Origin of the sequence: Phytomonospora endophytica (assembly GCF_014202425.1) — a bacterium.
Lineage (GTDB): Bacteria > Actinomycetota > Actinomycetes > Mycobacteriales > Micromonosporaceae > Phytomonospora > Phytomonospora endophytica.
The window spans coordinates 591,394-617,787 of record NZ_JACHGT010000002.1 but is presented as its reverse complement, the minus strand read 5'-3'; the positions used below and the strand labels follow the sequence as shown (position 1 = coordinate 617,787).

The window sequence follows — 26,394 nt, the reverse complement described above, 5'->3', positions numbered from 1 at the left end:
GGACGCGTGCGGCGTACCCGGCGGCTTCGGCGTGTATTCACCGACAGGTAGTCGACACTTGGAGGACTGGCATGGGGCGGTTGTTCGGCACGGACGGCGTACGCGGACTGGCCAACGAGAAGCTCAGCCCGCAGTTGGCGACCTCGCTGGCTGAGGCCGCGGTCCATGTCCTGTGCGATAAGGACGCCGTCGCGGGCCGCCGCCCCGTCGCGCTGATCGGCCGCGATTCCCGCGCCAGCGGCGAGATGCTGGAGGCCGCGACGATCGCGGGCCTGCTCAGCGCCGGTGCCGACGTCCTCCGCGTCGGTGTCCTCCCGAGCCCCGCCGTGGCCCACCTGGTCGCCGAAGTCGGCGCCGACCTCGGCGTCATGCTCTCCGCCAGCCACAACCCCATGCCCGACAACGGCATCAAGTTCTTCGCCGCCGGTGGCCACAAACTCTCCGACGAGGTCGAAGACGAGCTGGAGGCGAACCTCGCCACCGCCTGGCCGCGTCCCGTCGGCGGCGACATCGGCCGTCTCCGTGACCTCGCCGACGGCACCGAGCGCTACATCCGCCACCTCGTCGGCACCATCGACGTCGACCTCACCGGCCTGCGCGTCGTCGTCGACTGCGCCAACGGCGCCGCGACCGAGGTCGCGCCCGAGGCCCTGCGCCGCCTCGGCGCCGACGTCACCGCGATCCACGCCTCGCCCGACGGCCTCAACATCAACGACAACTGTGGCTCGACGCACATGGCGTCGCTGCGGGAGACCGTCCTGTCCACCGGCGCCGACATCGGTTTCGCCCTCGACGGCGACGCCGACCGCTGCCTCGCCGTGGCCGCCGACGGGTCCGAAGTGGACGGTGACGCCATCATGGCGATCCTCGCCCTCCACCTGCGCAAGTCCGGCGGCCTCGCCGACGACACCCTCGTCGCCACCGTCATGAGCAACCTCGGCCTGCACCACGCGATGCGCGAGAACGGCATCAGCCTCGTCACCACCGCCGTCGGCGACCGCTACGTCCTGGAAGCCCTGCGCGCCAAGAACCTCAGCCTCGGCGGCGAGCAGAGCGGCCACGTCGTGATGCCCGCCTACGCCACCACCGGCGACGGCACCCTCACCGCCCTGCACCTGGCCGCCTCGGCCGTCGAGTCCGGCCGGACCATCGGCGAGCTCGCCGCGGTCGTGCGCAGGCTCCCGCAGGTGCTGCTGAACGTCCCGGTCGCCGACAAGGCGATCGTGGAATCGGTCGAGGTCAAGGCCGTCCTCGACGAGCAGTCGGTCGTCCTCGGAGACGGCGGGCGCATCCTGCTGCGCCCCTCGGGCACCGAACCGCTCGTGCGGGTCATGGTCGAGGCCGACACCGCCGAACGCGCGCACGCCATCGCCGACACCGTCGCCTCTGTCGTCCGCGGCGGCTGACCGAGCCGCGCGACGGAGGAGTCACCGGCCGGGCACGGTCGGCTATCGTCGGGAGCATGTCGACGCGCAGCCGGGCCCGCGCACTCGCCGCCGAGCACGGTTTAGGCGCCGTCGGGCGGATCCATCGCGAACGGCTGCCGGTGTGGAGCCCGTGGGCGCGGTACACCTCCGTCCTGGCCGTCGCGGCCGCGTTGGGCTGTGCCTTCCGGGATCCGTTGCTGTCGCTGGGGATCCTGGCCGCTGTCGGGATCGTCGTCCACGGCTACGCGCACCTGTCGGAGATCACCGCGCCGGCCGGGCGGCGCCACATCGCCGTCTGTGCCGGGGGACTGGTCGTTCTGCGGGAGTTCGCCGACCCCGTCGTGCTGCGCTGGACGGGTGTCGAGGTGACGCTGCGGGTGCCCCGGAGGCGCGCGCACCCCGCCGACGCGGGAGTCAACTGGACCGAGACCGTGTTCTACGAGGGTTTCCAGCTCGCCGGACGTGATGTCGCCGGTCGTGCCGTGACCGTCCCCATGGGACCTTTCGGTGGCCGGGCGGCCCTGGTGTCGGCGGTGGAGGACCACGCCGCCCCGGTCGTGCTGCACCGGGCCAGGAAGGACCTGGCCGAGACCGGCCGGGCCGAGTTCGGGCCGGTCGCGGTGACGCCGTGCGGGCTCGAACTGTGCGTCGGCGGGGCCATGTTCGTGGCGCCGTGGTCGAAGTTCCACAGCGACGGCGAACGCATCGTCCCGCTGCTCCCGGCGGCCGTGCACGCGCACCCGCAGTTGGCGTCGACGCCGGTGAGCCGGGCACTGCTGGCGCTGATCGCGGAGACGCGAGCCGGGCGGGAGTCCACAGGGGACGGGCGTTAATGCGTTGATCGGCGGGGATGCGCTGCGTATGTTCATTCCTACGCACCTCCCGGTGCGAAGGCAGCGGTTACTTCTGGTTTGCAGTGTCGCGGGTTCGAATCCCGCCGTCTCTTCGGGGACGTAGCTCAGAGGTAGAGCATGTAACGCGGTTCGCCGCGGTCACCGCCGCCGGCCTTGAACTCGGGAGGGCGTGCCCAAGCCAAGGGCGTCCGGTGCGCAGACATGGGTTACTTCGACCTCTTAAGTCGAAAACGCGGGTTCGAATCCCGCCGGGGCCACCACCCGGCCCTGTCGTCTAGCGGCCCAGGACATCCACGTTTCCCACGTCGACTTCGATCTCGGACACCCTTGGCGCGGTACGCCGCGGCGAATTCTCCTACTTTGTCAATGAAAGGCGGTGCACGAGACATGGCCAAGTTCAACAAGACCCGGCAGAAGACGTCCGGCGCCGGACCGATCAAGGGCGCCGCGCACGCGACGGGACGCACCCACGAGGGCGCCCCCGGCTACGAGCGCGACCCGAAGGGCGAGCTGTTCCTGCTCGCCGTGTCGAACCTCTGCGGCGAGCAGTCCTTCTACGAGTCCGCCGACGCGCGGGACTCGCGCTACATCAAGCTGATCCGCAAGCTCGCCGTGAGCGATCCCGACTGGCTCGGCCGCTTCCTGGTCTGGCTGCGCACCACCGCCAACATGCGTTCGGCCGCCCTCGTGGGCGCGCTGGAGGCCGCGTACTGGATGGTCCGCGCCGGGATCCCGGGTTCGCGGTCGATCGTGTCGAGTGTGCTGCGCCGGGCCGACGAGCCCGGTGAGGCCCTGGCCTACTGGAACGCGCGGTACGGACGCGCGCTCCCGAAGCCGGTCAAGCGCGGGATCGCCGACGCGGCCGTGCGGCTCTACGACGAGTACGCGCTGCTCAAGTACGACAGTGCCAATGCGGGCTTCCGCTTCGCCGACGTCCTCGACCTGACCCACCCGTCGTCCACTTCGGACGCTCAGGGCGCCCTGTTCGCGCACGCTCTCGACCGCCGCCACGGCAACGCCGGCTCGATCCCCGGGTCCTTGCCGTTGCTGCGTTCGCGGGCGGAGCTGATGGCCCTGCCGGTGAACCGGCGCCGGGCCGTCCTGCGCGATCCCGAGCGTCTCAAGGCGGCCGGGATGACGTGGGAGGCGCTCGCGGGCTGGTTGCAGGGCCCGATGGACGCCGAGGCGTGGACCGCGGTGCTGCCGGGCATGGGTTTCATGGCCAGGCTTCGCAACCTGAGGAGTCTGGACGAGGCCGGTGTGGACGACGACGTCGCCGCGCGGGTCGCCGCCGAACTGGCCGATCCGGTTCGCGTGGCGCGTTCGAAGCAGCTGCCGATGCGGTTCCTGTCCGCCCACCGGGCGACGGGTTCGCTGCGGTGGTCGCAGGCCCTGGAGACGGCGCTGTCGCACAGCCTCGCCAACGTGCCGGTCTTCAGTGGACGGACGCTGGTCCTGGTCGACCGCTCGGGTTCGATGTTCTTCGCGAACTCGCGGCGCGCGGGCCTGACCTTCGCCGACACGGCCGCCGTGTTCGGCACGGCGCTGGCCCTGCGGGCGGAGAAGGCCGACCTGGTCGAGTTCGGGACGACCTCGAAGAGCGTCGGTTTCCGCAAGGGCGACTCGGTGCTGCGCGTGGTCGAGCGTTTCGGCAACCTCGGTGGGACCGACACCGCCGTGGCCGTCCGCCGCTGGTTCGACCACCACGACCGCGTCGTCATCGTCACCGACGAGCAGGCGTGGAGCGGGGCGGGCGGCGACCCGACGCGTGCGGTCCCGGCGGAGGTCCCGGTCTACACCTGGAACCTCGCGGGATACCGCCACGGACACGGGCCGACGACGGCGAACCGGCACACCTTCGGGGGCCTCTCCGACGCCGCCTTCGGCATGATCCCGCTGCTGGAAGCGGGAAAGCGGGCCGCCTGGCCCTTCTAGACCTGATTCGGAAGACACGTGTAGGTGGACTGCACGAGGACCGCCCCGGCGCGCACACGCCGGGGCGGTCGCGCGCGTTCAGCCGTCGCGCCGCCGCTCCTCGAAGGCGCGGACCTTCGCGCGGTTCCCGCAGGTCGCCATGTTGCACCAGCGGCGGCGGCCGCGCCGGTCGAGGAACAGCCAGCCGCATTCGTCGCCGGGGCAGGCGCGGACGTGCGCACGGTCGGGGGAGCAGAGCAGTTCGGCGGCGGACTGGGCGAGGAGCCGCAGCGGCAGTTCGAGCTCCACGGCCGACGGTATCCGCCAGTGCGCGACGCCGTCGTCCCCGGAGACCAGTTCGGCGTGCGCGGCGGCCTCGGCGGCGAGTCCGGCGACGACGCCGAAGGCCTTGGCGTCGCCCGGATCCAGCAGGACGGCGTACAGGTTCGCGCGCAGCGCGCGGGCCGTGTCGAGGACCTTCGCGGCCTCCGCGGGCAGGTCGGCGCCGAGCTCGCGGACCGGTGCGGCGTCCTCGGCCGACACGAGGCCCGCGTGCACGGTGAACACGGTGAGCTGGTCGTAGTCGGGGAGCCATTCGCCGCGGGGGAGCGGGGGGCCGTTCCAGCCCGCGTAGGTATCGCAGAAGTCGAGGGCGGGATGGCCGCCGACGGGCTTCGGCATGCGGTATCCGAGCACTTCCGTCCAGTACACGTCGCCAGTATCCCTTGCCCGGCCACTCGATAACCACTAGTCTCGCCATAACCGGTTAGAGATCACTGTCCGGTTAGTGAACGGAGGAGACATGCGCGCACGATCGGTCCTGTTCGCCCTCGCCGTGGCCGCCGCGACGGTCCTGGCCCCCGCCGCCGCCCACGCCGAACCGGCCACCACCGTCATCGGCCCCGAGCCCTGGCAGCCCTGGTTCCAGCGGAACTGGGAGGCGGCCGACGGCCTGTACTGCGACTTCCCGCTCGGCCACGAGGTCGTCAGCCAGGACATCCGCTCCCGCGTCGTCGAGCGCTACCCCGACGGGACGAAGAAGATCGAGGAGTACGAGGGGCCGCTCATGTCGGAGTTCGTCAACCGCGACACCGGCAAGCGCTTCCTCGTCGACGCCGGCGGGCGCGGCTTCTCCGAGTACCGTCCCGACGGCACCGAGGCCCGCTTCGTCATGATCGGCCCGGTCGGCACCGGCTTCCGCGACGGCGACCTCGACCTCCCGCGCGGCTACTACCTCTTCGACGGTTTCCACGTCGTCGCCTTCGCCCCCGACGGCACCCGGTCCCTGCCCGTCGACCTCGGCCCCGAGCACAATGTCTGCGAGGACCTCGACTGAGGCGTGTTATGGTTACCGCCGCCACGAGGGCAGCCCGCAAGGAAGGAGGAACGCGATGTCGACCTGTATCTCTCCGCGCTCCCACCTTCCACTCGCCGAAGGCTGACCCCGTACCCCGGGAGTGCGTCTCACACTCCTGGAGCCGCGATGTCCGCTGTCACCATCCGCCGCATCAATGCCGGCGAGACCGAACTCTTCACCCGCTTCCCCCACGCGCCCCACCCCGAGGTCGGCCGCGAGGCGAAGCAGGACTATCTCGAAACCCTCGCCGAGGGCCGCACCCGCCCCGAGTGGACCTGGGTGGCGCTCCGCGACGGTGAGACCATCGCCCGGGCCGCCTTCTGGGGCCGGCCGGGCACCGAGCACCCCATCACCCTCGACTGGTTCGAACTCGGCGACGCCACCACCGAGATCGGAGCCGCGCTGGCCCGGGCCGCCTACGCCGAGACGACCAACGCCGACGGCGGCCGGCCCGAGTTCCAGCTGGTCCTGCCACCCGGCTGGCGCGAGCGTCCCGACGTGCGCGCCGAGGCCCAGGCCCGCATCGACGCCGTCGAGGCGGCGGGACTGTCGGCCTTCGTCGAGCGCTGGGGCTACACCTGGGAACCCGCCGACGGCCTGCCCGAGCGCGGTGACCGCCTGGTCTTCGCCGAGGCGGGCGACGAGGAGCTGCTCGACGCGATCACCGCGAGTCTCCCCGGGACCTTCGACGCCCACGACAGTGCCGCCGTCGCCGGCGACGGCATCGAGGCCGCCGCGCGGTCGAGCTGGGAGTTTTTGACGTCCCTCGCGGGCCGTGAGCACTGGCGGCTGGCGAAGAACGCCGACGGGGACGTCGTCGGGGCGATCTTCCCGACGACCTTCTCCGCCGAACGGGGAAGCATCGGCTACATCGCCGTGCTCCCCGGTCACCGTGGCAAGGGCTTCGTCAACGAGCTGCTCGCCGAGATGATCCACGGGCACGCCGAGCGCGGCGCGAAGCGGATCACCGGGAACACCGACCAGGCGAACTTCCCGATGGCGAAGGCCTTCAACCGCGCGGGTTTCCGCACCACCTCGGCCCAGATCGACTTCCGGTGAGGGGGGCGCGGTGATCACCTACAAGGGACTGTCCACTGAGGACGCCGCACTCTTCGGCGCCTACCCGCATCCGGCCTCCCCGGAGGTCGGCTTCGAACGCCGCATCGACCCCGCGAAGTACCTCGCGGAAGGCCGGTACCGGCCCGAATGGATGTGGGTCGCCGTCGACGGCGAGACCGTCGTGGCGCGCATGGCCTTCGGGGGCTTCCCCGGCGACGACGAGCCGTACTGCGTCGACTGGTTCGAGATCGGCGAGCGGCCCGACCGGATCGCGATCGGCGCGGAACTGATGCGCCGGGCCTACGCCGCCGTCCACAAGGGACAAGGTCCGCGACCGTCGTACCTGCTGCCCACACCGACGGAGTGGCGCGGCAGGGAAGGCGTCCGCGACGTGGTCGGCGACCGGATCGCGGCGGCGGAGGCGGCGGGCCTGTCGGTGTTCGTGGAACGCCACGGATTCCACTGGACGCCCGACGCGGGACTGCCGCTGCGGCCGGCCCGGCTCACCTTCACCGAGGGCACCGACGAGGACTTCGTCAAGGCCGTCGCCGACAGCTACACCGGGACCCTCGACGCCTACACCGGCGACGACACCCGGCGTATCGGGGCGACGGCCACCGCCGAACAGGAGGTCGGCGACCTGCTCAAATACCCGCGCGGCCGCGACTGGTGGCGCCTCGCCCACGACGCCGACGGTTCGCCCGTCGGCGCGATCTTCCCCGCGCACACACCCACGACCCCGGTCATCGGTTACCTCGCCGTCCTGCCCGGACATCGCGGCAAGGGCTACGTCGACGACCTGCTCGCCGAGATGACGCACATCCTGCGCGACGAGGGCGCCGAGAAGATCGTGGCCAACACCGACCTGGCCAACGTCCCGATGAAGGCCGCCTTCGACCGCGCGGGCTTCACCACCGACAGCTGCCGCATCGACCTGCGTTAGCGCGGCACCTGCGGTCCGGAACTGGTCACGCCGATGCGCGTCGAGCCCGGCGGACTGTGCTTGTCGCGCAGGATCGCCGACAGGAACGGTTCGTAGGCCGACAGGTGACCGCCGCGGCCGTAGGCGAGGTCGACCCGCAGCTCCACGTCGTAGTGGGTGACGCGGCCGACGTCGATCGTCACCTCCAGCTCGACCGGTCCGGTCGCCGGCTCGTGCCCGTCCATCGTGGGCGGCACGAGCCGGACCCGGTGGACGCCCGCCGGCAGCGGATAGAACCAGGGCCCGTGCCCGACGGCCGTCGCGATCCCGTCCACCGACAGCGAAGGCGGCGGCGTCCACGACTCGTGGGCGTCGAAGCGCGGGCTGCCGTCCTGCGTGGAGTTCTGGTCGACGTCGACGTGCAGCAGCAGCCCGCCGTGCCTCTCGGGCGGCCGGGGGACCGGCGGCCGGCGCAGCGCGGGCAGCAGCGTCCCGGGCGCCTCACCGCCACCGTCGTAGGGGACCGCCTCGCCCGACTGGGCGAGCACGATCGAGCGGCCGCGCCAGCGGATCGGCAGGGACACCAGCCACGTCGCCAGCACCGTCCAGACCAGCCAGCCCAGCAGCGCGAACAGCCAGCCCTCACCGGAGTTCAGCAGCGTCACCAGCATCGCGATCGCGACGGCCTGGACGCCCAGGATCACCGTGATCAGCCGCGGTCCGGTCAAGCCCGTCCCGCGCACCCGCCCCGACGGCCCGAGCACGCCCTTGCCGCCCAGCCGCGATTCGACGAAGTCGAGCTCGACGATGCCGCCGGCCGGAACCTCCACCGTCCGGCCGCACTCCCCGGCGCCCTGGATCTGCGCGGTCACCAGATGCCGCCCCGGCGGGACCTGCACCAGCGCCTGCCCCCACCCCGACAGCACCGGCGCGTCGCCGACACCGATCACCGGCGGCCCGCTCCGGGGATGTCCCACGGTGCGGATCCACAGCCCCCCGGCGTCACCGGAGAGCAGCGGCGACTCGGGTGAGACGCCGACCCGGACACCGTAGGGCGAATCCCGGTGCCCGACCAGGGGGAAACCGCTGTCCTCCCAGGCTGTCATGTCCGGTCACCCATGGCGGCTCCCCGTCGGCTGTGCGTGTGCCGTCACGCTAGCGGCCCGGCGCCGACGGCGGGCCACGGTGGGACGGAGGGCGAACAGGGTCTGGACGTGTGGGCGCCAGAGCTGTCCGGACGGTGGGTGCGGGCACCGATCCGGGGCGTCACCCGAGCGGCCTACATCCCGCGAACGACCCCGCGCCGGAATCATCACCGCGGCCGACCGGAAGTCTGCCGCCGGACCGACGCGCCCGCCCGGCCACCGGCCATAACGTCGGGGCGACCCAGGAAGGAATCCACATGAGACGAACGATCGCCCGCACGGCGGCCGCGCTCGCCGTGTCCGCCGGGCTCGTCGCCACCGGCCCCGCCGCCGCGGCCGCCGTACCGGTGCCGCGGTTGCTGGAACCGACCGGCGCGTACTCCGTCGGCGTCACCCAGCTGCACCTCGTCGACGAGGGCCGGCCCGACCCGTGGGTGCCGGAGGTGGACCGCGAGCTCATGGTCGCCCTCTGGTACCCGACCGCTCAGGACCACGGACCGACGGCGGGCTACCTGACGCCGGAGGAGGCGCGGCTGTTCCTGATCCAGTCCGAGCTCGACCTCCCGCCGAACCTTCTCAGCGACGTCGAGACCCACGCCTATCCGGACGCCCGGCCGCTGCGGGGCAAGAAGCCCCTGGTGGTGCTCTCGCCCGGCTTCAACAAGCCCCGCGCGATCCTGACCGGCGTCGCCGAGCAGCTGGCGAGCGAGGGTTTCCTCGTCGCCGTCATCAGCCACAACTACGAGTCGGTGCTGGAGTTCCCCGACGGGCGCACGACCACCTGCCGCGCCTGCGGCACCGGCGAGTTCGCCAAGGCGCAGCGCGGCCGCGCGCAGGACGTCCGCTTCGTGCTGGACGAGCTCACCGGCCGGGGGCCGTGGAAGTCGCTCATCGACACCCGCCGCATCGCCATGGGCGGCCATTCCCTCGGCGGGGCCAGCTCCTTCGCGGCCATGCGCCTCGACCCGCGCATCAAGGCGGGCCTGAACGTCGACGGGAACATCGACGAGATGCCCGACATGCCGCTCGGCCGGCCGTTCATGCTGATGGGCCACGAGGGGACCGCGGTGAACAACCCGACGTGGACCGACGCCTGGGGCCTGTCGACGGGCTGGAAGCGCTGGCTGGAGGTGACGGGCACCGAGCACGCGTCCTTCACCGACGTCGGGCTCCTCGGGTCGCAGCTGGGCCTGCCCATGGAGTCGGCGATCGACCCGGTGCGGGCGACGGAACTGACCCGCGCCTACGTCAGCGCGTTCTTCGCCGAGCACCTCGGCTGCGGCGACGGCGGCCTCCTCGACGGGCCGAGCGCGGACTGGCCGGAGGTCGTGTTCCACGGCTAGCGGGACACGAAGTCGCGGGGGTCGCATTCCGGCGGCCCCCGCCTTCGTCCCCGGCCGGGTCCGGGACAATCGAGACGACACCCGCCCGGCCACCGGAAGGCGCCCAGTGGACAACTTGGACAACCCCGCCCTCACCACGGCGGCGGCGGTCGCCGGCCTCGTCCTCCTGGTGGCCGCGATCGCCTGGTTCGTGTCCCCGCGCGCCCGCTCGCGCCTGCGTCGCGGCCGCACCGCCGTCCTCGTCGGGTTCCTCGTCCTCCTCGCCCTCGTCTGGGCCTTCAAAGGGCGCGGCTGAGCTAACGTTTCGCCCACAGCACTTCACCGATCGGGGTGATGCACGGTGGACGACCCGCTCCTCGCCCGCGTCCGCGCCGGGATCATCGGCGCCGACGCCGTCCTGCCCGGCCCGTACGGCCCCCGGCGTCTCGTCTACGCCGACTACACCGCCTCCGGCCGCGCCCTCGACTTCATCGAGGACCACATTCGCGCCGAGGTCCTCCCGCTCTACGGCAACACCCACACCGAGACCTCGGCGACCGGCCGCCGCACCACCCGCCTGCGCGAGGACGCGCGCCGCCTGATCCGCGACGCCGTCGGCGGCACACCCGACCACATCGTCCTGTTCACCGGATCCGGCGCGACCGGCGCGGTCAACAAACTCGTCGGCGTCCTCGGCCTGCGCGGACCCCGCGCAGCCGGCCCCCGGCCCGTCGTCTTCGTCGGACCCTACGAACACCACTCCAACGAACTCCCGTGGCGCGAATCGGCCGCCGACGTCGTCCGCATCGACACCGGTCCCGGCGGCACCATCGACCTCGCGCAGCTCGACGCCCGCCTCCGCGCCCACCACGACCGGCCCCTGCGCATCGGCAGCTTCTCCGCCGCCTCCAACGTCACCGGCATCGTCTCCGACGTCGACGCCACCGCCGCCCTCCTGCACCGGCACGGCGCCCTGTCCTTCTGGGACTACGCCGCCGCCGCGCCCTACCTCCCCATCCGCATGGCCGCGAGCGCCCCCGGCGCCGGCGACCACAAGGACGCGGTGTTCCTCTCCCCGCACAAGTTCGTCGGCGGTCCCCAGACCCCCGGCGTCCTCGTCGTCGACCGCGACCTCGTTGGCAACGCCGTCCCCACCGAACCCGGCGGCGGGACCGTCGCCTTCGTCGGCCCCGACAGGCACCGCTACCTCGACGACCCCGTCGCCCGCGAGGAGGGCGGCACCCCCGGCATCGTCGAATCCATCCGCGCCGGGCTCGTCATCGCCCTCACCCGCGCCGTCGGCGCGGACACCATCGCCCCCATCGAGGAGCGGCTGTGGCGCGACGCGCTCGCCGCGTGGGGGACCGACCCGCGCATCGAGATCCTCGGCGACCTCGCCGCGCCCCGGCTGTCCATCGTGTCCTTCCGGGTCCGCCACGGAGACCGCTATCTGCACCACAACTTCGTCGTCGCGCTCCTCAACGACCTCTTCGGCGTCCAGGCCCGCGGCGGCTGCTCCTGCGCCGGCCCCTACGGCCACCGGCTGCTGGCCATCGGCCGCGAGGAGTCGAAACGCTACGAGGCCGTCCTCGCCCGCGGCTGCGACGGCGTCAAACCCGGCTGGGTCCGCGTCAACCTCCACTACCTCGTCACCGACGAGACCGCCGCCTTCATCCTCGACGCCGTCCGCCTCGTCGCCCGCCTCGGCCACCGCATGCTCCCCGACTACCGCTTCGAACCCGAGACCGGCGTGTGGCGCCATCACACCGACACCGCCGAACACCCCGGCCTGCCCGACATCACCGCGATCACCGCCCCGCCACGGCCCGCCGCCGCGACCGCGACGCCGCCCCCGTCGCCGGCCGAGACCCTCGCCACCGCCCACGCCCTCATGTCGGCCCGGCCCGACGACCTCGACGACGGCCCCACCGGACTCGGGTCCCGCTTCGAGCACCTCCGGTCCTTCCACCTGCCCCCGGCCTGCCTTTCGGCCGCCGCGACACACGAAGAACGGTGATCCCACTCGACGCAGGTCGTACCCGCCTGCCACACTCCCTGCTGGGGGTGATGCCACCGTGAGCGAATGGGTGCTTCCCGATGAGGTACTCGCCAACGCGCCTTCCAGCACGCCTCGGCCGCACGAACTGGCCGACCTGGAGTTGCTGCTGGCCGGCGCGTACGAGCCGCTGACCGGATTCCTGTCGGCCGCCGACGTCGCCTCGGTCGTGGCGCGCGGCGAACTCGCCGACGGCAGACCGTGGCCCGTGCCGGTGACCCTCGACGTGCCCGAGGAACTCGCCGCCCGCCTCGACCCGGCCGCCCCGCGCGACCGCGTCCTCGTGCTCACCGACCCCGAAGGCGCGCCCGTCGCCGCCGTCGAGGTCCTGGAGATCACGCCGAGCGGGCCGGGCCAGGCCCGGCTGGCCGGGCCGGTACGGCGCATCGCCGAGCCGGAGCACGGCCCGTTCCGGCGGTTGCGGGCGACGCCGGTCGCCGTTCGCGCGGGACTGCCCGACGGCAGGGTCCTCGGCGTCATCGCCGACACGCCCCTGCACCGGCCGCAGCTGGCGCAGATCTCGCACGCCGCCAAGGCCCTGTCGGCGCACGTCCTGATCCTCATCCCCATCGCCACGCCCGGCCCCGACGGGCTGCCGCCCGAGGCGCTGGTCCGCGCGGTGCTCGCCGCCCGCGACCGGCTTCCGCGCGCCTGCACGGTCGCCGCGGTGCCCCTGGCCCCGCGCGGTGACGAGATCCGCGACGGCCTGCTCAACGCCAAGGTCGCCGCCGCCTATGGCGTGACGCATCTGCTGTCGGACGGCCAGACCGTGACCGGCGGCGGCCTGCGCGTCATCGTGCCGCGCGAGCTCGGCTACGACATCCGCGACGGGCAGTGGCGTCCCCTCGACGACATCCCGCCGCGCTTCCGGCGGCCGCGCAAGACGCGCGGCGAGATCGCCGACCTGCTCGATCGCGGGCACGGCCTGCCCGACTGGCACACGCCACCGGCGGTGGCCGCCGAGCTGAGCCGCTCGCGCCCGCCGCGCAGGGAGCGGGGGCTGGTCGTGTTCTGCACGGGCCTGTCGGGTTCGGGGAAGTCGACGATCGCGCGCGGCCTGTACGACACCCTCGCCGAGAGCGGCCAGCGGACGGTATCCCTTCTGGACGGCGACGTGGTCCGCCGCCTGCTGTCGGCCGGACTGTCCTTCTCGGCGGCCGACCGGGACCTCAACATCCGCCGGATCGGGTACGTCGCGGCCGAGATCGGCCGGCACCACGGCGTGGCGATCTGCTGCCCGATCGCGCCCTACGCGGCCTCACGCGACGCGGCCCGGGAAGCCGCTCGTGAGGCGGGCGCCGACTTCGTGCTGGTGCACGTGGCCACGCCCCTGGAAGAGTGCGAGCGGCGGGACCGCAAGGGCCTGTACGCGAAGGCGCGGGCGGGCGTGATCGGCTCGTTCACGGGCATCAGCGACCCCTACGAGGTGCCGGTGAACGCCGAGCTGACGATCGACACGACGGACCTGACCGTCGACCAGGCGGTCGAACGCGTGATCACGTACCTGACCGACGAGGGGTGGCTCGACAGGCAGGGCTGGTAGCGGTCGCGCGCACATCGGCGGCCCGGCTGTTTCGCCCACGCCGGGACGGCTACGGCAGCTGCACCTGGAACTGCCGCGACTCCCCGAGCTCCCGGAACGCCGACAGCGTCCCCGGGTCCCCGTCGATGCGCGAGTCCTTCCCGCGGTCGTTGGCGGTCTCGAAGTACACGAGTGCCTTCAGCCTCGGGAAGTGCGCGAGCTGCGCCATGGCCTGCGCGAACACCAGGGCCTGGTGCCCGGGGTTCTTGTCGGACTGCCAGACGCCCCATTCGGCGAGCATGAGCGGCTTGTCGGGGAAGGTCCTGGCGGCCCAGCGGTAGTAGCCGGGCCAGGCGCCGGTGTCGTCGGTGCGGTCGACCATCTCGGCGAAGTCCCCGAAGCCGTATCCCTTGTCGGAGTAGGCGTAGGTGTCCCAGGAGACCCAGTCGACGACGTCGTCCCCGGGGTAGAGCTGGGAGTGCCACGGCTTCGTCGACCAGCCGAGGTAGGCCATGTAGACCATGACCGTGACGAGGTTCGTCACGCCTTTCCCGCGCAGGTACTCGATGACGTACCGGAACATGGCCGCGTAGTCGGCGGCGGTCTGCCCGGAGCCTTCCCGGGGGTCGACGTCGTTCTCGGGTTCGTGGTGGACGGTGAAGAAGAAGGGCTCGCGGAAGTTCTCCTTGATGTGCGCGGCGAGCCTGTCGAGGTAGCCGTCGACGTCGCGGTCGCCGGCGGCGATCTCGGCCCAGCTGGCGCCGCGCGGCTTCCAGTTGAGGAACAGCAGCCGCGGCCGCCCGGGATCGCGGGCGATGGTGATCTCCTCGTCGGTGGGGAAGAGCTCGTCGCCGCGGTGGTAGGCGTGGAACACGTCCTGCGGGCGCCCGGTGCGCTCCTCGAAGCGGGCGATGGCGTCGGCGCGCGACTCCTTCGACCGCGCTCCGGGCGCGACGCCCCACAGGGCACCGCAGGTGGGCACGAGTTTGACGCCCACCTCGCAGGGCCCGGCGAGGTCGGCGCCGTAGGTCGCCTCGGTGCTCTGGGTCCCGCCGCTGAGCGACGCCGACGGGGTCGGGGTGACCGGCACCCGGAAGTTGAGCCGGGGCGCGACGCCGCCTTCGCGGGAGTGGAAGCGCGTGAGGAGCCGCTCGTCGGGTGAGGTCACGGCGAAGGCGTACACGCCGACACCGGTGACGACCTTGCTCACGTCGAAGGAGACGGTCCCGCCGCCGCCCGACGCGGAGTCGAGGGCCCGCCCGAAAGGCGGTACCTCGACGGCCGACAGCGTCGTCTCGTCCCAGCGGCCGTCGACGGCGATGACTTCGAGGAGCTGTTCACTGCCGCTCTCGGCGACGGCGAGTTCGAGCCGCGCGTCGCGCACGGGCGCCTGCGTCACCGTGAACCGCACGTAGGTGCTGGCCACACCGACCTCCGGCGACCCGCCGACGAGGAGCCGCGGTTCGGATCCCGCCGCGCCCTCGGGCTCGGCGGTGCGGATGTAGGTGTCGGCCTCGGCGTCGACGCCCGTCGCGGTGAACTCCGACGTCGGCACGGGCGCGCCGGAACGGCTGAAGCCCACCGAGTAGCCCAGGCCGAAGCCCGTCGCCGCGACCGGGATGATCACCGCGAACGTCAGCCTTCTGCGGGCCCGCCGGTCCTGTAGCCCGAACGTGTTCGAGAGGATCCGGCGCCAGTCCTTCATCCTGCCCCCCACTGGCCGGGCGCTGCACCGGCCGCCTCGCTCCATGTACAGGTCGGACGCTCGCGTTGATTACTGTGGGTTCGACCTTTTTGTGAACACCCACCGTATCCGACAGTTCCCTTCTTCGTCACCTAGGCCGTATCCGACGCGTCCCGATTTCGTTGACCCTCATTGGACGATTGACGGCGGAGGGGGCGGACCGCTCGATGGCCATGGACGCTAGGGGCACCACATCCACTTACCACCTGGGCGACGTGCTCGTGGCGGTAAGGCGCGGACGCTGGCTTCTTCTCGCACTGCTCGCGGCCGGACTGCTGGCCGGTGGCGCGGTCGCGGTCGCCAGCCCGAAGGTGTACGAGTCGCGCGCGCAGGTGCTCGTGCGGCCGACCGGCGTGGACTCCGTCAACGTCGAAGGCGGCCGGACCAAGTCCGAGCTCAACCTCGACACCGAGGCGCAGCTCGTGCGCTCCACCGAGGTCGCCGCCCTCGCCCACGACCTCCTCGCCTCCCCGCGTGAGCCGGGCGAGTTGTCGGCGCGCGTGACCGTCGAGGTCCCCGCCAACACCTCCGTGCTGACGATCGGCTTCGCCGGCGACTCGGCCGCCGAGGCCCGTGACGGCGCCGCCGCCTTCGCCGCGGCCTACCTCGCGCATCGCGAGAACAGCGCCCGCGAGGTCATCGAGGCCGAGATCGCCACCGTCGACGCCAGCCTGGAGACCTTGCGCGGCGAGTTCTCCGAGGTTTCGGCCAAGCTCGCCGGCGCGGGCTCGCGCGACCCGCAGGCCCCGGTCTGGAACAGCAACCGCGACCTCGTCCAGACCCAGATCGAGGAGCTCGCGGCCCGCCGGGCCGAACTCGACAACAAACTGTCCACGCTGGCCGGTGGCCGCGTCATCAGTGAGGCCGCGCTGCCCGAGTCGGCGAGCAGCCCCGTCGTGTGGCTCGACCTCGCCGGGGGCGGCACGGCCGGGCTGCTGCTCGGTTTCGGCGCCGTCATCGCCCGGGAGCGCTTCTCCCGCCGCGTCCGCCGCGCCGCCGACCTCCCCGAACGCTGCGGTGTTCCGCTGCTCGGGGAGCTCCCGGCGTCGGTGGCGCCGAAGTTCGCCGACGTCTACGGCGCCTACGGCCCGCCCGGCAAGCTCTTCGGCCGTCTGCGCAACGAGCTCGCCGCGACCCTGCTGGCGCCCGCGGCCCACGCGGACGCGAGCAGGCCCGGCAGCGGTCCCGTCCTGCTCGTCGTCGGCATCGACCCGGGCCCGGCGGCGACGGTCGTCGCCGCCAACCTCGCCGCCGCCTTCGCCCGCATCGACCGGCCCGTCGCCGCCGTCGCCGCGCACGCCTCGCCGTACCTCGCGCTGCCCGACCTGCTCGGCACGCCGTCGGTTCCGGGCCTGGCCGAGGTCATCACCGGCCGCGCCGACCTCGACGAGGTCGCCAACCGCGCCGCCCGGCACCCGCACCTCACCGTCATCGGCGCCGGCAGCGCCGCCCGCGCCTCCGGCTGGCCCACCGACACGATGCGCCAGGTCGTCGGCGCGCTGTCCCAGTCGGCCGAACTCGTCGTCGTGGAGTCCCCGCCCGCCGGCGGCGGTGACGACGCGCAGCGCCTCGCCGCCGCGGCCGACGCAGTCCTCCTCGTCGTCGAATCCGAGCGCACCCGGCTCGGCGCCGTCGTCGACCTCGCCGAGCAGCTCCGCCGGGTCAACACGCCCCTGCTCGGCGCCGTCGTGCTGCCGCGCCTGCGTCCCCCCGCGATCACCCCCGTCGAGGTCCCGACCGTGCAGGCCGGGGCCGCCGGGAAACCCGCCTCGCCCATCGCGCTGCGCTTCGACGGCCGCGAGCCCGCCGCCGCCGAGCAGCCCACGCAGGTCCTGCCCGTCGTCGCCGCCGCGATTCCCGCGCAGCACGAAGGCGACGCCGAGAAGCCCGGCCCCCGGCCGCGCCGCTCGTCCACCGTGGACGGACGGTCATGCGGGCGGGGCTAGGAACCGGCACCGCCGTACCCTCGCGGGCGCTCGCCGTGACGCACGCGTCCACTGTGGAGGGCGTGCGCTCGGGGCCTCGCGCGGCCCGGCTCCTCAATCTGCCGCCCGCCTGGCCCCTGACCGCTCTGCTCGCGCTCTACCCCCTGTGGTGGGCGCTCGGCCTCGGCACGCTGATCTTCCCGATCCTCGCCGTGCCCATGCTCGTGCGGCTCGTCCGCCTGCCGAAGGTGGCCGTGCCGCCCGGGTTCGCGCTGTGGCTCGCGTTCTGCGCCGTCGTCCTCATCAGCCTCCTCGCGCTCGACCTCGACCCGGCCGGCACGATCCCCGGCGGCGTCGCCTCGCGCCTGCCCGGTGCGTTGTTCCGCGTCGTCGGGTACGCCTCGGTCACCATCTGCCTGCTGTACGCGGGAAACCTGAGCGAGCGCGAACTTCCCCGCCGCCGCCTGGTGAAGCTCCTCGCCTGGCTGTTCGCGGTGACCGTCGCCGGGGGCCTGCTCGGCATGGTCGCCGGGCACTTCGAGTTCACCTCGCCGCTGGAGATGATGCTCCCGGCGAAGGTCGCCAAGGACGGCTTCGTCCAGTCCCTCGTGCACCCCGCCGCCGCCCAGGTCATGGACTTCCTCGGCTACGAGACCCCGCGCCCGGCCGCGCCCTGGGGCTACACCAACACCTGGGGCAACAACCTCGGGATCCTCGCCCCCTTCGTGGTCGTCGCCGTCTGGGCCTGGCCGACCGGCCGCATGGTCCGCCTCGGCGCCGCCGCCCTGCTCGTCGTCGCACTGGTCCCCGCGATCTACTCGATGAACCGCGGCCTGTGGCTCAACCTCGGCGTCGCGGGCGCCTACCTCGCCTTCCGTTTCCTGCTCGCCGGGAAACTGTGGATCCTCGGCGCGGGGGCCGCCCTCCTGCTCGCCGGCGGGATCCTGCTCGCCGCGACTCCCCTCGGCGGCGTCGTCTCGCAGCGTCTCGACAACGGCCACTCCGACGACGGCCGCGGCTACTCCACCGAGCAGGCCGTCGAAGGCGTCGCCGGATCCCCCGTCATCGGCTACGGGTCCACCCGCAAGACCATCGGCTCCGGCGCGTCCATCGCCGTCGGCGCCACCGAGGAGTGCCCCCGCTGCGGCGGGCGCGTCATCGGCGGCAACGGCCAGCTGTGGCAGGCCCTCTACGCGCACGGAATCCTCGGCGCCGCCTGCTACGTCGGCTTCTTCCTCGTCGTCCTGTGGCGCTTCCGCCACGACCGCAGCGCCATCGGACTGGCCGCCTCGGCGGCCATGCTCCTGTCGCTGACCTCGATGTTCTATTACAACGCCCTCGTCACGCCGCTGGCGCTGACGATGCTGGCGTACGCCCTGCTGTGGCGCAACAAGCGGGAGAACCACTCATGACCAACGACAACACGGCCCGGCGGGCGGAGTACGTCAACGAGGTGCTGCCGATCCTCTACCCGGATCCCTGGCGGCGCGACGGATCCGGGGCCCCCGGCGACGACACCGCCGTGCGGATGATCGCCGTGCCGAACATCCGCCGGCCGCGGCTGCTCGTCCCGGCGAACTCGCCGAAGGTCGCCGCGGCGGCCCTGGCCCGCTACGCCCGCCCGCCGTCACGGCTGGCGAGGCTCAAACGCGACGCCGCCGTCCTCGCCCTGCGGACCGGCATGTCGCGCCTCCTCCTGCGCGACCGGATCACCGTCACCACCACCGATCCGGACGCCGACAGCCTCAGCGGGTACCTGTCGGGCGTCCTCGACACGCCCCTGCACATCTCCGTCCACATCGGACCGGCGCGGGCCAACCGCAAACCCGTCGTGCAGCTGCTCACCGAGCACGGGCAGACCATCGCCTTCGCCAAGATCGGCGTCAACCCGCTCACCCAGCGGCTCGTCGCCGAGGAGACCGAGGCCCTCCAGCGCCTCGCCAAGGCCGAACTGGTCAAGGTCACCGTGCCCGGCGTCCGGCACGCCGGTGTGTGGCGCGAGCACCAGGTCCTCGTCCAGCAGGCCCTGCCGATCTGGACCGACCGCGTTGCCGTCGCCCCCGGCCGCCTCGCCGAGGCCATGCGCGAGATCGCGACCCTCGAAGGCGTCCACAACCGGCGCCTCGACGAGTCGGACTACCTCGCGACCCTCCGCGACCGCATCGACGCCCTCGACGACACCGCCGACGCCCGCGAACTGCGCGCCGCCGCCGTCGAGCTCCTCGACGCCGCCGCCGGGGAACGCGTCACCTTCGGCGCCTGGCACGGCGACTGGACCCCCTGGAACATGGCGATGCTCGCCGACACCTGCCTGGTGTGGGACTGGGAGCGCTTCTGCCTGGAGGCGCCCGTCGGTTTCGACGCCCTCCACTACCGCCTCCAGCACGACATCGTGATCGCGCGCCGGGACCCGTCGGCCGCCGTCGACCACTGCATCAACAAGGCCGGGGCCCTCCTCGCGCCGTTCTTCCCCGCCAACCCGGCTCCCGCCCCCGCCCGGCTCGCCCGGCTGACCGCGCTGCTCTACCTCATCGACCTGGCGACCCGGTACCTCACCGACCGCCAGGCCGAGGCCGGAGCGAGGCTCGGCGCCCTGGGCACCTGGCTGCTCCCGGTGCTCGTGCGCCGGGTGGCCGCCTTCGCCACGCCCGACGCCGATGTCGTCGGACCGACCAGCCCAGAAGGGAACTAGCCGATGCTCATCGACGCCGAGGGGAGCCGTTCGTGCTGAAGATCAGCGGAGAGAAAGTCCCGCACCAGATCAAACGCGTCATCCACGCCGGGTCGCGTTCCTACGGGCGGATGACGGCGGCGGCGAGGCTGCTCCCGTCCTTCCTGCTGTGCGGCGGGCAACGCTGCGGATCGACGTCGCTGTACCGGGCGCTGTCCTCGCACCCGGCGATCCTCAAGCCGGTGCTGCACAAGGGAGTCCACTACTTCGACACGAACTACCAGCGCGGCCTGTCGTGGTACCGGGGACACTTCCCGACCCGGCTGACGGCCCGCCGGGTCACCGACGGCCTCGGGATCCGGCCGATGGTCTTCGAGTCGAGCCCGTACTACCTGTACCACCCCCTGGCCGCCGAGCGTTTCGCCCGCGACCTGCCCGGCGTGAAGCTGATCGTGCTGGTCCGCGACCCGGTCGAACGGGCCTACTCGCACCACGCGCACGAGGTCGCGCGCGGTTTCGAGCCGATCCTCGACTTCCGCAGCGCCCTCGACGCCGAACCGAAGCGCCTGTACGGGCAGGACGCGCGCCTGCGCCGCGAGCCCGACTACTACAGCTTCAGCCACCAGCACCACGGCTACCTGTCGCGCGGGGAGTACGCCGACCACCTGGAGCGGGTGGCGGGAATCGTCGGGCGCGAGCGGATCCTCGTCCTCGACTCGCACGACTTCTTCGCCGAGCCCGAGGCCGTCTACGACCGGATCCTCGGCTTCCTCGGCCTGCCGTGGCTGCACCAGCCCGGGTTCGGGAAGCACAACGCGCGCCCCGACCGGCCGTCGATGACGCCGGAGCTGCGCGACGAGCTCGACGCGCACTTCCTGCCGCACGACGAACGGCTCACCGCGTGGCTCGGCGCCGAGCCGTCCTGGCGCCGGTGACGACGACGGAGGCCGGGGCGGGGGGCGCGTCGATCGCGCCCGCGCGGAACGCCCCGGCGCCCGACGCCCTCGCCGCCCTCGACGAGGTCGCGGCCGAGGCGGCCCGGGTCGCGGGGATCGAACCGGGAGCCGCCTCGCGACCGGCGCGGCCGCTCACGCCGCCTCCCGGCAAGGTCGTCGCCATCCCCGCCCAGCCCACGGCGCCGCCCGCCTCAAGCGAGCTCGCCCCGGCGCCCCCACCCACCGCCCCACCCCTGCGCGGTGTCGCCCTCGGCGGCATCGCCAACCTCGCCGGCTCCGCCGTCTCCGGCGGTGCGGGCCTCGTCATCACCTGGCTCGTCGCCGCCGCGCTCGGACCCGACGGCGCCGGCCTCTTCTTCGCCGCGACCTCGGCCTTCCTGCTCGCCACGAGCCTCGCGCGCCTCGGCACGCCCACCGGCCTCGTCTACTGGATCGCCCGCCTGCGTGCCACAGACCACCCCGCGCCCGCCCGCGCGCCCATCCGCATCGGCGTCACGCCCGTCGCGGCCCTCAGCGTCGCCCTCGGCATCGCCGGCTACATCGCCGCGCCCGCCCTCGCCGCCGCCTACAGCCCCGACCCCGCGCACGTCGACGACTACGCCCGCCTCCTGCGCCTCCTCGCCGTCTTCGTACCCGCCGGCACCGTCCTCGACTCGCTCCTGGCCGCCACCCGCGGCCTGTCGACGATGAAACCGACCGTCTACATCGAACGCCTCGGCCGCACCCTCGCCCAGCTGGCGCTCCTCGCCCTCGCCGTCTCACTGTCCACGGCGGACACCGCACCGGCGTTCGTCACCGTCGCGTGGGCGCTCCCGTTCATCCCGGCGACCGCCGTGGCCGCCTGGTGGCTGCGGAAACGCACCACCACCGCCGAAGGCGACCCGGGCCTCACCCCGGCCGCGTTCTGGCGCTACACCGCCCCCCGCGCGCTCGCCTCGGTCGCGCAGCTCGCCCTCCAGCGCCTCGACATCCTGCTCGTCGCCGGGATGCTCGGCTTCGCCGAGGCCGCGCTGTACACCGTCGCGACCCGCTTCGTCATCGCCGGGCAGCTCGCCAACCTCGCCGTCGGCTCGTCGCTCCAGCCGCGCATCGCCGCCGCTTTGTCCATCAAGGACACCGCGACCGCCCGCCGCCTCTACCGCCACACGACGACGTGGATCATCCTGCTGTCGTGGCCGATGTACCTGTCGGCGGCCGTCCTCGCACCGGAGTACCTGGGCCTGTTCGGCGCCGAGTACCGGACCGGCGCGGCCGTCGGCGTCGTCCTGACCCTCGCCGGGGCCATGCTCGTGGCCAGCGCGTGCGGGACCGTCGACACCGTCCTCGCCATGTCGGGCCGCACGTCCTGGCAACTGTCCAATGTGATCACCGCCCTCGTCGTCAACGTCGCCGTCAACCTGTGGCTGATCCCGCGGATCGGCGTACTCGGGGCCGCCGTCGGCTGGGCCGCGGCCGTGCTGGCGAACAACCTGATCCCCTTGGCACAGCTCGCCTTCGCCGAACGGCTCCACCCGTTCGGCCGGGAGAGCGGGCTGGCCATGGCCGCGACCGCCGTCTGCTTCGGGGTCCTCCCGACGACCGCCGGTCTCGTCCTCGGCGGGGGCGCGCGACTGCCGGTCGCGATCTGCGGGGGAGTCGCCTACGCGGTCCTCCTCTGGCGCCTGCGGGGTCCGCTGCTGACCCGGCATCTGAAGTGAACACCTGACACAACCTGGGGGATATGAAAGGGATGCGCACCAACTACACAGAGGTTTTCCGCGACGAGAAGGCCGTGGAGAAGTACGAGCGGGAGGTCTACGCACCCCGCTCTTTCTCCACGCACGTCAGCGCCCGGCAGCGCCAATGGCTGCGCGCCTTCACCGAGACCGCCTTCGAGCGGCCGCCGGTGCACCACGACTTCGCCTGCGGCACGGGCCGCGCTCTGCGCATGCTGGACGGGCTGACCAGCGGCGCGCACGGGTACGACACCTCCGAGGCGATGCTGTCCAAGGCACGCGAGCTCGGCGTCCCCGCCGATCTGCACCTCGTCGGTGAGACCGGTCCGCTGCCGGGCACGGTGGACGGTCAGCGTGAACCCAACCTGGTCACGATGTTCCGCTTGCTGCTCAACGCGCCGCGGGAGGTCCGCGACCGCGCGATGGAGTTCGCCGCCGGGATGCTGCCCACGCCCGACTCGGGCCTGCTCATCGTCGAGAACCACGGCAACGCCGGTTCGCTCCGGCACCTGCGCAAGGCCGCCGGGCGCGTCGAGGAGGGCCGCTGGTTCGCCGAACTGAGCCACGCCGAGATCGGCGAGCTCTTCGAGCGGCACGGTTTCGAACTGCTGACGCGGCAGGGCTTCACGCTGCTCACGCAGGGTTTTTACAAGATCCCGCCGGTCAGCTGGGTCGCGCCCGGCTTCGACTCGTGGGCGAGCCGGCGGTCGTTCCTGTCGGGTTGCGCCACGAACGTGCTCTACATCGCCCGCCGTCTTGGTTTAGGGGCACGGCGAACCGGCCCGGACGCCTCGTCCGGGCCGGTTCGGCCGCACGTGTGCGCCTAGCGGCGCAGCAGGGCCAGCAGCAGCAGGCGCAGTGCGAGCGGCGCGTCGTGCAGGACGTAGCGGGCGAAGAGCCGGCGCGGTTCGCGGGCCATCCGGTGCAGCCATTCGAGCCCGGCCCGCTGCATCCACAGTGGAGCGCGCCGCAGGGTGCCCGCGACGAAGGCGATCGAGGCGCCGCAGCCCATGAACCACGCGCCGGGCAGCAGGGGCGCCAGTTTGGAGATCATCCACTCCTGCTTGGGGAAGCCGAGCCCGACGTAGACCATGTCCGGTTTGGCCGCCGCGACCTCCTCGCAGACCCGCCGGACGAGCTCGGGATCCTTCTCGAAGCCCATCGGCGGTGCCAGCGCGCCCGCGATCCGCAGGCCGGGACTGGCGTCCATCAGCCGCCGCGCGGCCAGCAACTCGCTGCCGGGGCGTCCACCGAGCAGGAACACCGACCCGCCCAGTTGCCCCAGTTCGCCCGAAAGGCTCCAGATCAGGTCGGAGCCCGCGACCCGCGCGGGGAGGCCGCGACGGGCCAGTTTGGACGCCCAGACGACGGGTGCGCCGTCGGCGACGACGAGGGTTCCGGCCTCGACGTGGGCGCGCGCCTCGGGGTTCTTCAAGGCCTGGCGGACGATGTCCACATTGGCCGTGACGATCCGGCCGCCGTGTCCCTCCTTGAGCGCCCGGCGCACGTGCGCGACCACTCCCCGCTCATCGAGCGCGTCGAATCTGATACCGGCGACGGTGAAATGACTACCGCTAGTTTCCAGGCGACTCTGGAACGTGGGCTGCGAGCTCATAGCCGCAGACCTTAACCCGCGAAGGAGCTAATCGTAGTTGTTTTGACACAAGGCGTGTCCTTTCGGTGGGGTCGATCGGTTATAGGAGGTGAGGGCTGCCACCGCCCTCCGGCGGTGACCCCGCCGGACGCACCGTGGGGGACAGGTATGTCAGAGGTCGTACGGGTGTTGTTCATCGGCGGGCTCGGCCGGAGCGGGACCACCCTGCTGGAGAGGCTGCTCGGTCAGCTGCCGGGGACGCTGCCGCTGGGCGAGGTCGCGCACCTGTGGGAGCGTGACATCCGCGACGACGAGCGCTGCGCCTGTGGCGCGCGTTTCTCCATGTGCGAGTTCTGGCAGCGGGTCGGGCGGCGTGCCTTCAACGGCTGGGAGAACGTCGACCTGGCGCGGATCGAGGCGCTTCGGGCCACTGTGGACCGCACCCGGCACATCCCGACCCTCGCGGCGAAGAAGCTCTCGCCGGTGCAGCATTCGCTGATCACCGAGTACGCCGAGTTCTACCGGCGCGTGTACGCCGCCGCCTCGGCCGACGCCGGTGGCGGCCGGTTGATCATCGACTCCTCGAAGCACGCGTCGCTGGCCTACTGCCTGCGCTGGTGTCCCGACGTGGATCTGCGCGTGGTGCACGTCGTGCGCGACAGCCGCGGTGTCGCCTATTCGTGGACGAAGCAGGTGTCGCGGCCCGAGACGGGCGGGCAGGCGGAGATGACGCGGTACTCCCCGGCGCGGTCGGCGCTGCTGTGGAACGCGCAGAACGCGGCCTTCTCGATGCTGGGGCGGCGCGGGGTCCCGGTGCGGCGGGTGCGCTACGAGAAGCTGCTGGCCGACCCGCGGACCGTCGTCGAGCGCCTCGCGGAGTTCGCCGGGGTCGAGCTCGCGCCGACCGACCTGCGCTACATCGGTGAGGACTACGCCGACCTCGGCCCGAACCACAGCGCGGCGGGCAACCCGATGCGCTTCTCGGTCGGGCGGATCCCGCTGCGCCGGGACGAGGAGTGGCGCGAGGAGCTGCCGTCGACGCAGCAGCGTCTCGTGAAGACCCTGACCGCGCCCCTGCTCAACCGCTACGGGTACACGACGCGGCCCGTCGAGCCACCGGAGGCGGCCCCCGCGCCGGACGTGCCCGGGCCGACGGTGGCGCTGCCGCTGCCGATGCAGTCGGCGCCCGCCGACTCGCGGCCCGAGCCGATCGGGCCCGTCGCCATCGCCCCGGTCAGTGTGGGGCGGGAGTAGGTGTCGGAGCAGGAGAAGAGCTGGCCCTCGGTCGGCGTCGTCGTGCCGACCCACCGCCGGCCGCAGCAGTTGCGCGACACCCTCGACGCGATCCTCACCCAGGACTACCCGGGTGAGATGCACATCGTCGTGGTGTTCGACCGCGCCAAACCCGACGAGAGTTTCGTGCAGGACGGGCCCCGTTCGGTGCGGGTCACGAAGAACCTGCGGACGCCCGGCCTCGCCGGTGCCCGCAACACCGGCATCGACGCCCTCGGCACGGATCTGATCGCCTTCTGCGACGACGACGACGTCTGGCTGCCCGGACGGCTGCGCCGCCAGGTCGCCGCGCTGTCGCCGAACGCCGAGCTGGTCACCTGCGCCGTCGAGGTCGCCTACGAGGGCGCCGTCGTGCCCCGGCTCGCGGGGATGGCGACGATCCGGCACGTGGACCTGTTGCGCTCGCGGATGATGATGCTGCACTCGTCGACGTTCCTGCTGCGCCGGGCCGCCCTGCTCGGAGGGCTCGGGATGGTCGCCGAAGACGCCCCGGGAAGCCAGAACGAGGACTGGGACCTGCTCCTGCGCGCGGCCCGCCGCGCGCCGATCACGCACGTCGACGAACCGCTCGTGCGCGTCCACTGGGGCAACTCGCACTTCGCGGCCCGCTACGACACGAAGATCAGCTCGCTGCACTGGATGCTGAGCAGGCACCCGGAACTGCACGGCTGCCCGCAGGGCGCGGCACGCGTCTACGGGCAGCTCGCCTGCTGGCACGCCGCTGTCGGGCAACGCAAGGACGCCCTGCAATGGGCCCGCCGCGCGATGCGCTCGAAGTGGACGGAGCCCCGAGCGGTCATCGCGACGGCGGCGGCGGTGGGTCTGGTGCGCATCGAGACGGTGATGTCGGCGCTGCACCGGAAGGGGCATGGGATTTAGGGGCGGCCACCGGCGCGCGCGGCCGAATACCGCGTCTGA

Annotated in this window: 22 protein-coding genes and 1 tRNA gene; 19 read left to right on the top strand and 4 right to left on the bottom strand. The window is 72.6% G+C overall.

Features of this window, described 5'->3' with window-relative positions; all coding sequences use genetic code 11:
• Nucleotides 1-71 precede the first annotated feature (71 nt).
• The 4 genes from glmM (at nucleotide 72) to HNR73_RS06110 (ending at nucleotide 4,216) form a co-directional block, all read left to right on the top strand.
• On the top strand, nucleotides 72-1,406 hold the full coding sequence (glmM, locus tag HNR73_RS06125) for a phosphoglucosamine mutase (RefSeq protein ID WP_184786263.1): 1,335 nt from the start codon (nucleotides 72-74) through the stop codon (nucleotides 1,404-1,406).
• A gap of 56 nt (nucleotides 1,407-1,462) precedes the next feature.
• On the top strand, nucleotides 1,463-2,260 hold the full coding sequence (locus tag HNR73_RS06120; protein ID WP_184786262.1) for a hypothetical protein: 798 nt from the start codon (nucleotides 1,463-1,465) through the stop codon (nucleotides 2,258-2,260).
• A 204-nt stretch (nucleotides 2,261-2,464) separates the two neighbouring features.
• Nucleotides 2,465-2,541: transfer RNA gene (locus tag HNR73_RS06115), tRNA-Lys, on the top strand.
• Between the two features lie 127 nt (nucleotides 2,542-2,668).
• Nucleotides 2,669-4,216, top strand: a complete 1,548-nt coding sequence (locus tag HNR73_RS06110; protein ID WP_184786261.1) for a TROVE domain-containing protein — start codon at nucleotides 2,669-2,671, stop codon at nucleotides 4,214-4,216.
• 78 nt (nucleotides 4,217-4,294) lie between these two features.
• Here the strand turns inward: HNR73_RS06110 and HNR73_RS06105 are convergent, their stop codons facing one another.
• A complete protein-coding gene (locus HNR73_RS06105; RefSeq protein WP_184786260.1) occupies nucleotides 4,295-4,906 on the bottom strand; it encodes a CGNR zinc finger domain-containing protein in 612 nt (203 codons plus the stop codon).
• Nucleotides 4,907-4,997: 91 nt separating this feature from the next.
• Here HNR73_RS06105 and HNR73_RS06100 point away from each other — a divergent pair, with 91 nt between their 5' ends.
• The 3 genes from HNR73_RS06100 to HNR73_RS06090 all read left to right on the top strand — a co-directional run bounded on the left by HNR73_RS06100 (nucleotide 4,998) and on the right by HNR73_RS06090 (nucleotide 7,554).
• Complete coding sequence (locus tag HNR73_RS06100) at nucleotides 4,998-5,531, top strand: hypothetical protein (protein ID WP_184786259.1); 534 nt, start codon at nucleotides 4,998-5,000, stop codon at nucleotides 5,529-5,531.
• A 147-nt stretch (nucleotides 5,532-5,678) separates the two neighbouring features.
• Nucleotides 5,679-6,611, top strand: a complete 933-nt coding sequence (locus tag HNR73_RS06095) for a GNAT family N-acetyltransferase (protein WP_184786258.1) — start codon at nucleotides 5,679-5,681, stop codon at nucleotides 6,609-6,611.
• A 10-nt stretch (nucleotides 6,612-6,621) separates the two neighbouring features.
• Nucleotides 6,622-7,554: a GNAT family N-acetyltransferase gene (locus HNR73_RS06090; protein WP_184786257.1), complete on the top strand. Its 933-nt coding sequence runs from the start codon at nucleotides 6,622-6,624 to the stop codon at nucleotides 7,552-7,554.
• Here the strand turns inward: HNR73_RS06090 and HNR73_RS06085 are convergent.
• A complete protein-coding gene (locus HNR73_RS06085; RefSeq protein WP_184786256.1) occupies nucleotides 7,551-8,639 on the bottom strand; it encodes a hypothetical protein in 1,089 nt (362 codons plus the stop codon). The genes HNR73_RS06090 and HNR73_RS06085 overlap by 4 nt on opposite strands.
• Before the next feature lie 296 nt (nucleotides 8,640-8,935).
• On the opposite strand from HNR73_RS06085, the gene HNR73_RS06080 reads away from it, so the two are divergent.
• From HNR73_RS06080 to cysC, 4 genes are all read left to right on the top strand, one after another.
• Nucleotides 8,936-10,021, top strand: a complete 1,086-nt coding sequence (locus tag HNR73_RS06080) for an alpha/beta hydrolase family protein (protein WP_184786255.1) — start codon at nucleotides 8,936-8,938, stop codon at nucleotides 10,019-10,021.
• 106 nt (nucleotides 10,022-10,127) lie between these two features.
• A complete protein-coding gene (locus tag HNR73_RS06075) occupies nucleotides 10,128-10,316 on the top strand; it encodes a hypothetical protein (protein ID WP_184786254.1) in 189 nt (62 codons plus the stop codon).
• 45 nt (nucleotides 10,317-10,361) lie between these two features.
• Nucleotides 10,362-12,017 carry an aminotransferase class V-fold PLP-dependent enzyme gene (locus HNR73_RS06070; protein WP_184786253.1) on the top strand — a complete coding sequence of 552 codons (1,656 nt, stop codon included), beginning with the start codon at nucleotides 10,362-10,364 and terminating at the stop codon, nucleotides 12,015-12,017.
• Nucleotides 12,018-12,075: 58 nt separating this feature from the next.
• Complete coding sequence (gene cysC, locus HNR73_RS06065) at nucleotides 12,076-13,599, top strand: adenylyl-sulfate kinase (RefSeq protein WP_184786252.1); 1,524 nt, start codon at nucleotides 12,076-12,078, stop codon at nucleotides 13,597-13,599.
• 49 nt (nucleotides 13,600-13,648) lie between these two features.
• Here the strand turns inward: cysC and HNR73_RS06060 are convergent, their stop codons facing one another.
• Nucleotides 13,649-15,283 (bottom strand): CBM96 family carbohydrate-binding protein, encoded by a 1,635-nt coding sequence (locus HNR73_RS06060; RefSeq protein ID WP_184786251.1) that lies wholly within the window; start codon nucleotides 15,281-15,283, stop codon nucleotides 13,649-13,651.
• Between the two features lie 206 nt (nucleotides 15,284-15,489).
• On the opposite strand from HNR73_RS06060, the gene HNR73_RS06055 reads away from it, so the two are divergent.
• The 6 genes from HNR73_RS06055 to HNR73_RS06030 are packed head-to-tail and all read left to right on the top strand — an operon-like array spanning nucleotide 15,490 to nucleotide 23,416.
• Entirely contained in the window at nucleotides 15,490-17,268 is a 1,779-nt protein-coding gene (locus tag HNR73_RS06055; RefSeq protein ID WP_184786250.1) for a Wzz/FepE/Etk N-terminal domain-containing protein, read from the top strand.
• Entirely contained in the window at nucleotides 17,253-18,659 is a 1,407-nt protein-coding gene (locus tag HNR73_RS06050; protein ID WP_239122373.1) for an O-antigen ligase family protein, read from the top strand. Before HNR73_RS06055 ends, HNR73_RS06050 begins: the two co-directional genes overlap by 16 nt.
• Nucleotides 18,656-19,939 carry an aminoglycoside phosphotransferase family protein gene (locus HNR73_RS06045; RefSeq protein ID WP_184786249.1) on the top strand — a complete coding sequence of 428 codons (1,284 nt, stop codon included), beginning with the start codon at nucleotides 18,656-18,658 and terminating at the stop codon, nucleotides 19,937-19,939. Before HNR73_RS06050 ends, HNR73_RS06045 begins: the two co-directional genes overlap by 4 nt.
• A 32-nt stretch (nucleotides 19,940-19,971) precedes the next feature.
• A complete protein-coding gene (locus HNR73_RS06040) occupies nucleotides 19,972-20,853 on the top strand; it encodes a sulfotransferase domain-containing protein (protein WP_308441970.1) in 882 nt (293 codons plus the stop codon).
• Complete coding sequence (locus HNR73_RS06035; RefSeq protein WP_184786248.1) at nucleotides 20,820-22,571, top strand: MATE family efflux transporter; 1,752 nt, start codon at nucleotides 20,820-20,822, stop codon at nucleotides 22,569-22,571. The genes HNR73_RS06040 and HNR73_RS06035 overlap by 34 nt, the downstream gene beginning before the upstream one ends.
• 32 nt (nucleotides 22,572-22,603) lie before the next feature.
• Entirely contained in the window at nucleotides 22,604-23,416 is an 813-nt protein-coding gene (locus HNR73_RS06030) for a methyltransferase domain-containing protein (RefSeq protein WP_184786247.1), read from the top strand.
• Here the strand turns inward: HNR73_RS06030 and HNR73_RS06025 are convergent.
• Nucleotides 23,413-24,204, bottom strand: coding sequence for a WecB/TagA/CpsF family glycosyltransferase (locus HNR73_RS06025; protein WP_184786246.1), 792 nt, complete (start codon nucleotides 24,202-24,204; stop codon nucleotides 23,413-23,415). The genes HNR73_RS06030 and HNR73_RS06025 overlap by 4 nt on opposite strands.
• A 147-nt stretch (nucleotides 24,205-24,351) precedes the next feature.
• On the opposite strand from HNR73_RS06025, the gene HNR73_RS06020 reads away from it, so the two are divergent.
• Together HNR73_RS06020 and HNR73_RS06015 are read left to right on the top strand one after the other, a co-directional pair.
• On the top strand, nucleotides 24,352-25,437 hold the full coding sequence (locus tag HNR73_RS06020) for a sulfotransferase (protein ID WP_184786245.1): 1,086 nt from the start codon (nucleotides 24,352-24,354) through the stop codon (nucleotides 25,435-25,437).
• Nucleotides 25,438-26,355, top strand: coding sequence for a glycosyltransferase family 2 protein (locus tag HNR73_RS06015; protein ID WP_184786244.1), 918 nt, complete (start codon nucleotides 25,438-25,440; stop codon nucleotides 26,353-26,355).
• Nucleotides 26,356-26,394 lie beyond the last annotated feature (39 nt).

Bases quoted from the DNA above. Each gene is read 5' to 3' on its own strand.
- glmM (WP_184786263.1), top strand. From the start codon at position 72: ATGGGGCGGTTGTTCGGCACGGACGGCGTACGCGGACTGGCCAACGAG.
- HNR73_RS06120 (WP_184786262.1), top strand. From the start codon at position 1,463: ATGTCGACGCGCAGCCGGGCCCGCGCACTCGCCGCCGAGCACGGTTTA.
- HNR73_RS06110 (WP_184786261.1), top strand. From the start codon at position 2,669: ATGGCCAAGTTCAACAAGACCCGGCAGAAGACGTCCGGCGCCGGACCG.
- HNR73_RS06100 (WP_184786259.1), top strand. From the start codon at position 4,998: ATGCGCGCACGATCGGTCCTGTTCGCCCTCGCCGTGGCCGCCGCGACG.
- HNR73_RS06095 (WP_184786258.1), top strand. From the start codon at position 5,679: ATGTCCGCTGTCACCATCCGCCGCATCAATGCCGGCGAGACCGAACTC.
- HNR73_RS06085 (WP_184786256.1), bottom strand. From the start codon at position 8,639: ATGACAGCCTGGGAGGACAGCGGTTTCCCCCTGGTCGGGCACCGGGAT.
- HNR73_RS06080 (WP_184786255.1), top strand. From the start codon at position 8,936: ATGAGACGAACGATCGCCCGCACGGCGGCCGCGCTCGCCGTGTCCGCC.
- HNR73_RS06060 (WP_184786251.1), bottom strand. From the start codon at position 15,283: ATGAAGGACTGGCGCCGGATCCTCTCGAACACGTTCGGGCTACAGGAC.
- HNR73_RS06055 (WP_184786250.1), top strand. From the start codon at position 15,490: ATGGCCATGGACGCTAGGGGCACCACATCCACTTACCACCTGGGCGAC.
- HNR73_RS06050 (WP_239122373.1), top strand. From the start codon at position 17,253: ATGCGGGCGGGGCTAGGAACCGGCACCGCCGTACCCTCGCGGGCGCTC.
- HNR73_RS06045 (WP_184786249.1), top strand. From the start codon at position 18,656: ATGACCAACGACAACACGGCCCGGCGGGCGGAGTACGTCAACGAGGTG.
- HNR73_RS06030 (WP_184786247.1), top strand. From the start codon at position 22,604: ATGCGCACCAACTACACAGAGGTTTTCCGCGACGAGAAGGCCGTGGAG.
- HNR73_RS06025 (WP_184786246.1), bottom strand. From the start codon at position 24,204: ATGAGCTCGCAGCCCACGTTCCAGAGTCGCCTGGAAACTAGCGGTAGT.
- HNR73_RS06020 (WP_184786245.1), top strand. From the start codon at position 24,352: ATGTCAGAGGTCGTACGGGTGTTGTTCATCGGCGGGCTCGGCCGGAGC.